This window comes from Providencia sp., from assembly GCF_040396775.1.
In the GTDB taxonomy this organism is placed as follows: Bacteria; Pseudomonadota; Gammaproteobacteria; order Enterobacterales; family Enterobacteriaceae; genus Providencia.
In genome coordinates, this window is record NZ_JBEBNT010000012.1 from 108,895 (window position 1) to 121,391 (window position 12,497).

12 protein-coding genes are annotated in these 12,497 nt (G+C 44.2%); 2 read left to right on the top strand and 10 right to left on the bottom strand.

What is annotated here, in order from left to right:
• Positions 1-28 precede the first annotated feature (28 nt).
• The 6 genes from hutU to ABWP91_RS13750 all read right to left on the bottom strand — a co-directional run bounded on the left by hutU (position 29) and on the right by ABWP91_RS13750 (position 7,183).
• Positions 29-1,696, bottom strand: a complete 1,668-nt coding sequence (gene hutU, locus ABWP91_RS13725) for a urocanate hydratase (RefSeq protein ID WP_353243708.1) — start codon at positions 1,694-1,696, stop codon at positions 29-31.
• A 602-nt stretch (positions 1,697-2,298) separates the two neighbouring features.
• Positions 2,299-3,000, bottom strand: coding sequence for a high-affinity branched-chain amino acid ABC transporter ATP-binding protein LivF (livF, locus tag ABWP91_RS13730; RefSeq protein ID WP_353243709.1), 702 nt, complete (start codon positions 2,998-3,000; stop codon positions 2,299-2,301).
• A complete protein-coding gene (livG, locus tag ABWP91_RS13735; protein ID WP_353243710.1) occupies positions 3,000-3,779 on the bottom strand; it encodes a high-affinity branched-chain amino acid ABC transporter ATP-binding protein LivG in 780 nt (259 codons plus the stop codon). The genes livF and livG overlap by 1 nt, the downstream gene beginning before the upstream one ends.
• A complete protein-coding gene (locus ABWP91_RS13740; protein WP_353243711.1) occupies positions 3,776-5,047 on the bottom strand; it encodes a high-affinity branched-chain amino acid ABC transporter permease LivM in 1,272 nt (423 codons plus the stop codon). The genes livG and ABWP91_RS13740 overlap by 4 nt, the downstream gene beginning before the upstream one ends.
• Positions 5,044-5,970 carry a high-affinity branched-chain amino acid ABC transporter permease LivH gene (gene livH, locus ABWP91_RS13745; RefSeq protein ID WP_353243712.1) on the bottom strand — a complete coding sequence of 309 codons (927 nt, stop codon included), beginning with the start codon at positions 5,968-5,970 and terminating at the stop codon, positions 5,044-5,046. The genes ABWP91_RS13740 and livH overlap by 4 nt, the downstream gene beginning before the upstream one ends.
• A gap of 103 nt (positions 5,971-6,073) precedes the next feature.
• Positions 6,074-7,183: a branched-chain amino acid ABC transporter substrate-binding protein gene (locus ABWP91_RS13750; RefSeq protein WP_219244619.1), complete on the bottom strand. Its 1,110-nt coding sequence runs from the start codon at positions 7,181-7,183 to the stop codon at positions 6,074-6,076.
• A gap of 379 nt (positions 7,184-7,562) precedes the next feature.
• Between ABWP91_RS13750 and panM the strand changes: the two genes are divergently transcribed.
• The gene (panM, locus tag ABWP91_RS13755) at positions 7,563-7,973 is read left to right on the top strand and encodes an aspartate 1-decarboxylase autocleavage activator PanM (RefSeq protein ID WP_353243713.1); all 411 of its coding nucleotides are present in this window, start codon (positions 7,563-7,565) and stop codon (positions 7,971-7,973) included.
• A 1-nt stretch (position 7,974) separates the two neighbouring features.
• Positions 7,975-8,364 carry an SMU1112c/YaeR family gloxylase I-like metalloprotein gene (gene gloA2, locus ABWP91_RS13760; protein WP_353243714.1) on the top strand — a complete coding sequence of 130 codons (390 nt, stop codon included), beginning with the start codon at positions 7,975-7,977 and terminating at the stop codon, positions 8,362-8,364.
• A gap of 105 nt (positions 8,365-8,469) precedes the next feature.
• Here gloA2 and rpoH read toward each other — a convergent pair whose 3' ends face one another.
• The 4 genes from rpoH to ftsY all read right to left on the bottom strand — a co-directional run.
• Entirely contained in the window at positions 8,470-9,345 is an 876-nt protein-coding gene (gene rpoH, locus ABWP91_RS13765) for an RNA polymerase sigma factor RpoH (RefSeq protein ID WP_219244622.1), read from the bottom strand.
• Positions 9,346-9,616: 271 nt separating this feature from the next.
• Positions 9,617-10,594, bottom strand: coding sequence for a permease-like cell division protein FtsX (gene ftsX, locus ABWP91_RS13770; RefSeq protein ID WP_353243715.1), 978 nt, complete (start codon positions 10,592-10,594; stop codon positions 9,617-9,619).
• Entirely contained in the window at positions 10,587-11,252 is a 666-nt protein-coding gene (ftsE, locus tag ABWP91_RS13775; RefSeq protein ID WP_206083498.1) for a cell division ATP-binding protein FtsE, read from the bottom strand. Before ftsE ends, ftsX begins: the two co-directional genes overlap by 8 nt.
• Before the next feature lie 6 nt (positions 11,253-11,258).
• The coding region (gene ftsY / locus ABWP91_RS13780; RefSeq protein ID WP_353243716.1) for a signal recognition particle-docking protein FtsY at positions 11,259-12,497 on the bottom strand (1,239 nt) is incomplete at its 5' end.

The following is a 12,497-nucleotide window of genomic DNA, read 5'->3' on the forward strand; positions in this document are numbered from 1 at the left end:
AGTTGCCGACCTAAGCCGGCAAACGACATTACTTCACCATTGGCAAATTCAAACCTTGCTCTTTCGCGCAATTGATGGCGATGTCATACCCTGCATCCGCATGGCGCATTACGCCTGTCGCAGGGTCATTGTGTAGAACACGCGCTAAGCGCCTATCCGCAGCATCAGTGCCATCACAGACAATCACAACACCTGAGTGTTGAGAGAAGCCCATGCCAACGCCGCCGCCGTGGTGCAAACTCACCCATGTCGCCCCACCTGCGGTATTTAATAGGGCATTCAGCAGTGGCCAGTCGGAAACTGCATCAGAGCCATCTTTCATCGATTCTGTTTCACGGTGTGGACTGGCAACCGAACCTGAATCTAAGTGGTCACGGCCGATTACGATAGGGCCTTTTAGTTCGCCATTTTTCACCATCTCATTGAAAGCACGCCCTAATCTTTCGCGATCTTTTAAACCTACCCAACAAATACGCGCAGGCAGACCTTGGAATGCAATTCGCTCACGCGCCATATCTAACCAGTTATGTAAGTGCTTATCGTCAGGCAGTAATTCTTTGACTTTTTGGTCTGTTTTGTAGATATCTTCAGGATCGCCAGACAAGGCGACCCAACGGAATGGGCCGATGCCTTCACAAAATAGAGGGCGGATATAAGCAGGAACAAAACCTGGGAAATCAAAGGCATTTGCGACACCTTCGTCTTTTGCCATTTGGCGAATATTATTACCGTAATCAAATGCTGCCGAGCCCCGTTTTTGCATGGTTAGCATCGCATCCACTTGTACGGCCATGCTTTTTTTCGCCGCGTTGGTCACGTCAGCAGGTGCAGTTTCTTGTTTTTCGCGCCACTGACTTAATGTCCAACCTTGCGGTAAGTAGCCATGTACAGGGTCGTGAGCGCTGGTTTGGTCTGTGACTGAGTCAGGTGTGATATTGCGTTTCACTAATTCGCTATACACATCCGCTGCATTGCCTAATAGGCCAACAGAAACAGGCTTGCCTGAGACTTTAGCTTCTTCAATATATTGCAGCGCTTCATCAAGGGAAGTCGCTTTTTTATCGACATAGCGTGTTCTTAAGCGGAAATCGATACGGCTTTCATCGCACTCGACAGCAATCATGCTAAATCCTGCCATCGTCGCCGCTAATGGCTGCGCGCCACCCATCCCACCTAAGCCACCAGTTAAGATCCAACGCCCAGCAGCCTTGCCATTAAAATGTTGTTTTGCCAGTGAAACAAAGGTTTCGTAGGTACCTTGGACGATCCCTTGTGAACCGATGTAAATCCATGATCCCGCTGTCATTTGGCCGTACATCATCAAGCCTTTTCGGTCTAACTCATTGAAGTGATCCCAATTTGCCCAGTGTGGCACGATATTTGAGTTGGCAATTAAAACGCGAGGCGCATCAGCATGGGTTGGGAATACACCGACAGGTTTACCTGACTGGACTAACAGTGTTTGGTCGTCTTCCAGCGTTTTCAGCACCTCTAAAATTTTGTCGTAACATTCCCAATCACGGGCTGCACGACCGATACCACCGTACACCACAAGGCTTTGCGGGTGTTCAGCTACTTCAGGGTCGAGGTTGTTTTGGAGCATGCGGTAAACGGCTTCAGTCAGCCAACTTTTGCAGTTTTTTTCGCTGCCACGAGGTGCGCGGATCACACGTGTTGAATCAGTACGGTTTAACATGGTTGTATCCCCTATCATCCATTTTTCAATTAACGCTAAATTAACAACTTTTGGTGATAATAATCTGTGAGGTACTTTGTTAGTGACTGTACAATTTTATTTTAAGTCGATTAATTAATTAAAAATCAATTAATTAATAATTCACCAACCTGCTCAAAGCTATTTATTCACTGAAGCCATTTCTCTTGCTTTTAAATATATATACATTTACTTCACAAAGTATATACATTTAATTTTGAAATTTTATACGAAGAGTGGAGGTCTGAAGGAACGGGGAGTTATACAACAATAAGTAGCTCTCTGTTTCTAGAGGAAAAGTTGTATATACATTTAATTTTATGTATAGAAACAAGCAAATAATGGATTTGCGAGTCGCTTCACAGAACCTTGCAACAATGTAGAGAGGCCAAATTTACACCGCCGCCCAAAATGCAGTACATAAAAAAGCAAAAACGGGCTACCTGCATCAACAGGCAACCCGTTTAACTAAATGTAGTCAGTTTATAACTTACTGTTATTTTCTAGCTCACTGTCATTTTCTAAATCATTCGCGTTGTGGCTAGGGTTAGCGAGTGAAGCCAACACCGCCACAACACGAAATTTTAGCCACCGAGATAAGCGCTGCGTACTGCCTCATTCGCCAGCAACGCTTTTCCGCTATCTTCCAGCACTATGTGCCCATTTTCCAGCACGTATCCCCTATCCGCTAATTTAAGCGCTTGGTTAGCATTTTGCTCCACGAGGAAAATGGTCATTCCCTCTTCACGCAATTGCTGAATAGTATCAAATATTTGCATGATAATAATTGGCGCTAACCCCAATGAAGGCTCATCCAGTAGTAGCAGTGCGGGCTGGCTCATCAGTGCTCGACCAATTGCTAGCATTTGTTGCTCACCACCAGACATCGTCCCTGAGCGTTGACTGCGGCGTTCATAAAGCCTTGGGAATAGCTTGTACACCCGCTCAATACGTTCTAGATATTGCTGGCGCGTGGCAAAAAAACCGCCCATCGCAAGGTTTTCTTCCACGGTCATGCGGGAGAAAACGCGGCGCCCTTCTGGTACAAGTGCAATATCTTCACGCATAATTTTTGAGGTCGGTAGCTGGGTGATATCCACATCACGGTACAATACTTGCCCCTCGGAAGCTCTTGGGTCGCCGCAAAGCGTACTTAAAAGCGTAGTTTTACCTGCCCCATTTGCCCCAATCAGAGTGACAATCTCACCTTTTTGGATATTTAAGCTAATCTCATGTAATGCTTGGATTTTTCCATAATGAGCAGAAACTTTTTTAAACTCTAACATCAGTAAGCTTCCCCCAAATAGGCTTTAATTACATCAGGATGTTGGCGTATTTCACTTGGCGTGCCGTTCGCCAATGGCGTGCCCTGATTGACGACGTAAATGCGGTCTGAAATCCCCATGACCAACTTCATATCATGTTCAATTAATAAGATTGAAACATTATGATGAGTACGTAATTCGGCAATCAAATCATCCAAATCATTGGTTTCTTTTGGGTTAAGCCCTGCCGCAGGTTCATCTAACATCAAAATTTCAGGGCGTGTCACCATACAGCGTGCAATTTCTAATCGACGTTGCTGACCATAAGCTAAGTTACCCGCTTGCCGGTTCGCAAATGCCAGTAAGTCCACGCGTTCTAACCACTTAAACGCATTGTCTAAAGCTTCAGATTCCGCACGGCGAAATGCAGGCGTTTTCAATAGCCCTGAAAAAATACCACTTTTTAAATGCTGATGCTGTGCGACCAACAAGTTTTCAATAACAGTCATTTCCTTAAATAGCCGCACATGTTGGAATGTACGGATCACACCGAGTCGCGCAATATCTTGTCCGGTTAAGCCTTCAAGATGCTTTTCACGGTATAGAATCGTCCCGCTAGTCGGTTTATAAAAACCGGTTAAGCAGTTAAAAATCGTTGTTTTTCCTGCGCCATTTGGCCCAATTAGAGAAACAATTTCCCCTTGGTTAATAGTGAGCTCGACATTGTTCACCGCAAGTAAACCACCAAAACGCATGGTTAAGCCGCTAACCTGTAATAAAGGTGTCGTTAACTGGCTCATACCCCCTCCCCTTCAGGTATTTTTTTCACCTGAACTTGACGGCGCTTCATTGGTAACAAGCCTTGTGGCCGCCAAATCATCATTAACACCATCAATGCACCGAGCAGTAACATGCTGTATTGGTTGAGGTCACGCATCATTTCCCTTGATACAACTAAGATAATTGCCGCTAAGATAACGGAGGTTTGTGAGCCCATTCCCCCCAGCACCACGATGGCTAAAACAAACGCTGACTCAACAAATGTAAATGATTCAGGGCTGATGAACCCTTGCCTTGCAGCAAATAACGTTCCCGCAAACCCCGCAAATGCAGCACTAATAGTGAATGCAGTGAGTTTGATGCGCGTTGGGCTTAAACCAAGCGATCGACATGCAATTTCATCTTCACGTAGCGCTTCCCAAGCACGGCCTAGTGGCATCCGCAATAATCGATTAATGATAAATAGAGTTAAAACTACCAGCAATAAGGCGACAAAATAAAGGAAAATGATCCGATCGCCTGGGTTGTAATCTAAACCAAAGAAATTATGGAAAGTATCCCACCCTTCTTTTGCTGTTCGACTAAATTCGAGGCCAAAAAATGTCGGTTTCGGCAGTTGGCTGATCCCATTCGGGCCACCTGTGATTTCCGTATTATTCAATAATAAAATACGAACAATCTCCCCAAAACCTAGCGTCACAATGGCGAGATAGTCCCCCCTTAACCTTAACACAGGGAACCCGAGTAAAAAGCCTGCCAACGCGGCTGTTAGCCCTGCAATCGGTAAGCTCTCCCAAAAGCCAAAGCCATAATAGTGGTTGAGTAAACCAAAGGTATACGCGCCAATAGCATAAAAGCCTGCATAACCTAAAACCAATAGGCCCGATAAGCCCACAACGACGTTTAACCCCAGCCCTAACATCACATAGATGAGTGTTAAAGTGGCAATATCAACACTTCCACGTGAAACAATAAATGGCCAAATAATGGCAGCGATAATAATAAGAACAGCAAGGATTTTTTGCTTGGTTGTTGAGCCATCAAAATCAGGGATCGACCACGCTTTTTTCGGCATACCTTGCCAAACTTTGCTTAATGTTGGACGAACCAGTTGATAAACAAAAATGATCGCAATCCCCACGATGATCCAGTTCCAACGAACAGAATCACCGACAGTAACCACTAGTTTAGTGCCATCCAGTGCAAGCTGTAACCCCATCATAAATAAGGCTAAAACAAAGAAGGTTGCGGATGCCACAATGGCATTGATCCAATTTTCTTTTCTCATACTTTTTCGACCTCCGGGCGTCCCAGAATGCCGGTCGGCATGATTAACAGCACACCAATTAACAAACCAAATGACACAACATCTTTGTATTCAGTACTAAAATAAGCCGAAGTCATCGCTTCAGCCACGCCGAGGATCAAACCACCTAACATGGCGCCCGGAATACTGCCAATCCCTCCTAACACCGCGGCAGTGAAGGCTTTCATGCCTGCCATAAAACCGATGTAAGGGTTGATTACGCCATAAAATTGCCCCAATAACACTCCTGCGACAGCAGCCATTGCTGCGCCGATCACAAAGGTTAAGGAGATAACGCGATCCGTGTTGATCCCCAATAAACTGGCCATTTTGAGGTCTTCGGCACAGGCTCGGCAAGCACGACCCATTTTCGAATAGCGAATAAACAAGGTTAATGCCAGCATGGCAAGCAGCGTGACCACCCAAATAGTGAGCTGCATTTTTGTTACTGTTGCTTCAAAGCCATCACTTTCCCCTAATACCCACTGACCCGTAATTAAGCTAGGTAATGCAAGGTCACGAGAACCTTGAGACAGGCTGACATAGTTTTGTAAGAAGATGGACATCCCGATCGCAGAAATTAATGCAATCAAACGTTTAGAATGGCGCACAGGCCGATAAGCGACTCGCTCAATGCTCCAACCATACGCACTGGAAACGATGATCGCCGCAATAAAGGCTGCTGCAACAAGGATCCACCCCACATCGAGCCCCAACATCATCAAGCCTGCAATCACGATAAAGGAGACGTAGCTCCCGATCATGTACACTTCACCGTGGGCGAAGTTAATCATTCCGATGATGCCATATACCATCGTATAACCAATAGCGATTAGCGCATAGGTGCTACCAAGGGTTAATCCATTAAGAAATTGCTGAATAAAATAAAGAATTTGATCTGACATAAGACTTTCCTTTCGAACTGCTTGTCCTGAATAGAGAACAGAAGCCGGAAGCGAGTCAACTCACTTCCGGTTATTGTTCACTACGTTGGAACACTACTGGGTACTATTTTATAGGGGTGGAAGTCCCATCTTTGTGCCATTCAAACACACCAAATTCGAAACCTTTTAGGTCGCCATTTGGCTGCCAGCTCAATGTGCCCATTACGGTATCAACAGGATTAGCTTTCAGATCTTTGACTAAATCTTCAGGTTCAATACTCCCCGTACGCTCCATTGCGGTGGTTAAACCTTGGATTGCGGCATAAGTTGTCCACACAAACGGGCCCGTAGGGTCTTCTTTTTTCGCTTTGATGGCATCAACAATCGGCTGGTTAGTCGCGACTTGGTCATAACGTTTTGGCAACGTCACTAACATCCCTTCAGATGCATCACCAGCAATGTTAGAAAGTGAAGAATTACCCACACCTTCAGGCCCCATAAAGCGAATATTCAGTCCTGCTTGTTTTGCTTGGCGTAAAATTTGCCCCATTTCTGGGTAGTAACCGCCAAAGTAAACAAAGTCCACGTTCTCTTTTTTCAGTTTCGCGACTAAGGCAGAGAAATCTTTATCGCCAGCCGTGACGCCTTCAAACATCACTTCTTTCGCGCCGGCTTTATTGAGGCTTTCACGAACTGAACGCGCTAAACCTTCACCATATTGTTGTTTATCGTGAACAACAGCAATGCGTGATGGCTTGATTTCTTCAAGGATATATTTTGCCGCTGTAGGGCCTTGGTCAGAATCCAAACCTGTTGTACGCAACACCATTTGGTAACCACGCGTTGTTAAATCTGCATTGGTTGCCGCTGGCGTGATCATGATAATGCCTTCATCTTCATAGATATCCGATGCAGGCTGTGTGGAAGAAGAGCATAAATGACCAATAACATGACGAATTCCATCATTGATGACTTTATTTGCCACTGCAACCGCTTGTTTCGGGTCACATGCATCATCATATTCAACCGCAACTAACGTGTTGCCATTGATCCCACCCTTTGCATTAATATCTGCAATCGCTTGGCGAGCCCCCGTAAACTCCATATCACCGTATTGTGCGACAGGACCTGACATCGCGCCCACAACCGCTATTTTGATTTCCTTCGCCCATCCCGCTGAGCTGAATGCCATTGCGATACAGCCCGCTAATAATGCTTTATTCATATTCTTCATTTTATCGTCCCCGTCTTCATGGTTCTGAGTGTTTGTGTTTGATTTATAATCGTTTATTATGGTTGACAGGTACAATGCCTGAGATTTCAAAATACAGCGAATAAGGCTATATATTTCATGGTATTAAACAAGATAATTATGCTAAATAGCAAATGTATATGGTAGGTTATTACGTCAGGTGCAGAATAAAAAACTGATGTGTTTAAGTAGGTTTTTTGTAAATACTAGTGTTATATTCTAGTTAAATTTAAATTAATCCGAGCGAAACTCGGAAAATACAGCCTGACAAAATTTTTATCTCTAAAATCAAAAAATCGGTTACAGATCACTCTGGCAGGACGAGTAGCTGCAACCCTTGCAAGGGAACAGATAAAACATCATGAGACTCACTATTATTCCTTTGGTCAATCCTACTGAGCAGCAATATCAAGACTTAGATAAAATCTGGCCAGACCAGAATATCGATAAATGCGTACAATCATTTGATGAAACGCACTTAATTTATGCAGCACGCTTCAATGATAGATTACTTGCCGCAGCGAAAGTCACCATCAACCAAACACTGGGCGTTATCGCTAACTTTTGTGTGCGCGAAGTGACCCGTAGGCGAGGAGTTGGGCTCTATTTACTACATGAGATTATCAGGGCATATCCAAAAGTATCAGTATGGCAGCTTAATTTTGATGGGTTAGATGAAAACCAAGTTCAAATTATGCATGCATTTTTAACCACTTGCGGATTTCATGCCACTTCACAGGCTGGTGTATGGGAATTTAAAATAGGCCATTAAAATGAAATTAAATAAAATTCACCATGTTGCGATTATTGCTTCCAACTATGAAGTCAGTAAGGATTTTTACTGCCGCATTTTAGGGTTGAGTTTGCTTAGTGAACATTATCGCCCTCATAATAACTCATGGAAGGCTGACTTAGCGTTTGGTGAACATTATCAAATTGAACTCTTCAGCTTTGTTAACCCACCAGCAAGACCCAGCTACCCAGAAGCCGCAGGGCTTCGCCATTTGGCTTTTAGCGTTGATGAGTTAGATGAGTGGATTGCCTATTTAACAAAGCAAGGTATTGCATGTGAAGCAGTGAGGACCGATCCCTATACACAAAAACGATTTACGTTTTTTGCTGACCCTGACGGCCTACCATTAGAATTGTATAGCGAAGAATAAATAAGCAGTATAATTTAGTTAGTTATATGAACGAGTGAATATCGTTATCTGCATTTATATACCTTTGAAGGCAATAAATGCAGATAATTTTAGGGGGGAGGTGAACTACATTTCGTCGTCGCTTTCTTCCATTGCCAGACGCAATTTTTTCATTGCGTTTTTTTCTAGCTGGCGAACACGTTCCGCAGAAACACCGTATTTATCGGCTAATTCCTGCAATGTGGTTTTGTTGTCATCATCTAACCAGCGAGCGCGAATGATATCTTGGCTACGCTCATCTAATGAGTCTAACGCATCGGCCAAACGGTCAGTGGCATGACTTTCCCAGTTATCATCTTCAATTGAACCAGCAAAGTCCGACGATTTATCCTGTAAAAATAACACTGGCGCGACTGGGCCACCGAAATCAGCACTGTCGTCGTCATCTGACATATCAAATGCCATATCTTGCGCCGCCATGCGTGATTCCATTTCGCGGACATCTTTGGTGCTTACGCCAAGTTCTTGAGCGACCATATCCACTTCTTCTTGATTAAACCAACCAAGACGCTTTTTATTTTTTCTTAAATTAAAGAATAACTTGCGCTGTGATTTTGTCGTGGCAACTTTAACAATTCGCCAGTTACGCAGAACATATTCATGAATTTCCGCTTTGATCCAATGCACAGCAAAGGATACGAGGCGCACCCCCACTTCAGGGTTAAAACGACGCACTGCTTTCATTAGGCCTATATTGCCTTCTTGAATTAAGTCAGCTTGCGGTAAACCATAACCTGCATAACTACGAGCAACGTGAATAACAAAGCGCAAATGCGATAAGATCAGTTGCTTTGCAGCATCCAGATCGCCGTTATAATGCAGCCGTTCAGCAAGTTCCTTTTCTTCCTCAGCGGTGAGCATTGGGTAAGCATTAGCCGCCCTAACATAGGCCTCAATACTTCCTTGCGGAACAAGCGTTAATGATTGCATGTCTTTGGTCATTCAGATCCTCTATAAATATTAGGAATGAAATTTATTCGATGTTGATAACCACATAGGTTAACAATGAAAAACGATATGCAGCAAACAAGTAGATAGCTTACCAGTTTCACCGCATTAAATAAATTATATACAAGAATTGTTAACGGTGGGTCAATATAAGACAAAACAATTCAGACTAAGTTCATTTTTAAAACAAATATCTAATATAATCAAGGGCTATGGCAATATATTCACCGATAGCCCTCATTGAAAATCACAAGAAAACAGACAGTTACTCAGGTGTAAAATGGCGTAAATGTTGCAGTGTAGCTAACCATGCTGCTATCCAGCCAACCATAGCGGATAACAAGAGGATTAATAGGGACTCCTCCCAAAGTAACCCTTCAATATGGAACTGTGTACCAAACACACTCGCAACTTGTGCCACACCACTCCCCAATTGCCAGACCAATAAGAAAGTCATGATCAGCGAAATAATCGCCCCGACACCACCAAGCACAATACCACCGTTTAAGAATGGTCGCATGATAAAGCCATCCGTTGCACCAATTAATTTCATCACATTAATGGTGTCTCGGCGTGCAAAAATATTGAGGCGAACACTATTTCCGATCACTAAGAACAGCGAAACAATCATTAGAATACCAATGACCGAAGCGACTTTTCCGACTAAGCCCGTTAATGACGCAAGGCGCGCAAACCAGCTATCGTCCATGCGCACTTCTTCGATACCATCGACTTGGCCGACTCGATCCCTCAATGTGGTTAAGACATCCGAACCTTCAAAATCAATTTTTGGTGTAATAATAGCCACCGCAGGTAATGGATTTTCCTCTAACATATCCAATGCGGTACTAAAGCCTGACCAGCTACGAAACTCGCTCATGGCTTGATCTCGTGATAAATAATTCACATGATCAACCCCTTCAAGTGCCTGCAATTGCGTTACGACATTTTGTCCACCTTGTTCATCAAGGGATTTATCAAGATAAACAGTAAGTTGTGGAGTTGGATACCACTGCGCCGCAGCTTGAGAAACGTTTTTCCAAACCACATAACATAAGCTAGGCAAGGTTAATGAAATCGCAATTACCATGATGGTCAAAAAGGTTGCCAAAGGCTGCCGGAACATATCCGCTAGCGCATTTAACCAAGAATAACGCCACTGTTCGCGCCATCCTCCTTTTAGTGCCTTACTTTTGGATTGCATGGTGCGCTCTGGCTTGGCCTTACGAGCATTTTTAGCCATGTTGACCTCCAAGCATCCGGCCTTCACTTAATGTTAAAACACGGTAGTTGCGACGTTCAATCAACGCGACATCATGCGTTGCCATTAAAACAGTGACACCGACGCGGTTAAATTCTTCAAATAGGCGCATAATTCCTTCCGATAATTCGCCATCAAGGTTACCCGTTGGCTCATCCGCTAATAGCATTGTCGGTTTATTAACTACCGCGCGAGCAATACCCACACGCTGTTGCTCACCGCCAGATAATTGAATCGGAAAGTTTTTTGCTTTATCTAATAAGCCCACTTTATCCAGTGCCGCAGAAACACGCCGACGAATATCTTCCGTGCTGGCACCTGAGATAATGAGTGGCATCGCAACGTTGTCATACACTGTGCGGTCAAATAGCAGGTGATGGTCTTGAAAAATCATCCCAATCTGCCGACGCAGAAAAGGGATCTCCCTATTTTTCAACCGACTAATATCATGGCCATTAAACAAGATATGACCCGCACTTGGGCGTTCGATGCCACAAATGAGTTTGAGTAACGTACTTTTACCTGCGCCTGAGTGGCCTGTTAAAAATGCCATCTCTCCAGGTTGTAGATGAAAATCAACCCCTTGGAGAGCCTGGCGGCCACCGCGATAAGCTTTACTAACGTGTTCAAAGCGGATCATCGAAAATTATTCCTCTCGGGCAAATAGGGCCTCGATAAAGTCATCGGCTTTAAATGGGCGTAAATCTTCAATCCCTTCACCGATACCAATATAACGAATTGGAATACTAAATTGATCGGCAATAGAGAAAATTACCCCACCTTTTGCTGTGCCATCGAGCTTAGTCAATGTTATACCTGTCAGACCTACCGCTTCGTCAAAAAGTTTCGCCTGACTCACTGCATTTTGTCCGGTGCTCGCATCCAGCGTTAACATAATTTCATGCGGTGCACTTTCATCCAGTTTTTTCATCACTCGGACGATTTTCTTCAATTCTTCCATCAAATGCGATTTGTTTTGTAAGCGGCCTGCGGTATCCGCAATCAGCACATCAACACCTTTGGCTTGAGCTGATTGAATAGCATCAAAAATAACCGAAGCGGGATCTGCCCCTGTGTGCTGTGCAACAACAGGGATTTTATTGCGTTCACCCCAAACTTGTAATTGCTCAACCGCAGCAGCACGGAATGTGTCCCCCGCAGCCAACATCACGCTTTTGCCTTCAGACTGATATTGACGAGCCAATTTACCAATCGTGGTGGTTTTACCCACACCGTTAACCCCAACCATAAGAATAACATAGGGTTTTTTATCTTCAATCTCGAGCGGTTTATCGACTTTCGCTAAAATATCAGACATTTCCTCACGCAATTTACCATACAGCGCTTCGGCATCTTTGAGATCTTTACGACTTGCATGAGCCGTGAGATTGTCGATAATTTTACGTGTTGTCTCAACACCAACGTCTGCAATGAGTAGTTGTTCTTCTAATTCATCGAATAAATCATCGTCAATTTTCTTACCTGTAAATAAGCTAAGAAAACCTGATCCCAGATTTTGGCGAGTTTTTAATAACCCTTTCTTCAGCCTAGCAAAGAAACCCTCTTTTTTCGGTTTTTCTTGCTCTTTTGGTGAATTATTTTTTTCGTCTTCCAAACGAAGACGTTCAGCTTCGGCTTCTTCTTCCGCTAAGCGTGCAGCTTCGGCAGCTTGACGTTCTTGCTCTGCTTGTTCTTCCGCTAAACGTGCAGCCTCGGCAGCTTGACGTTCTTGCTCTGCTTGTTCTTCTGCTAAACGTGCAGCTTCGGCGGCTTGACGTTCTTGCTCTGCTTGTTCTTCCGCTAAACGTGCAGCCTCGGCAGCTTGGCATTCTTGCTCTGCTTGTTCTTCCGCTAAACGTGCAGCTTCGGCGGCTTGACGTTCTTG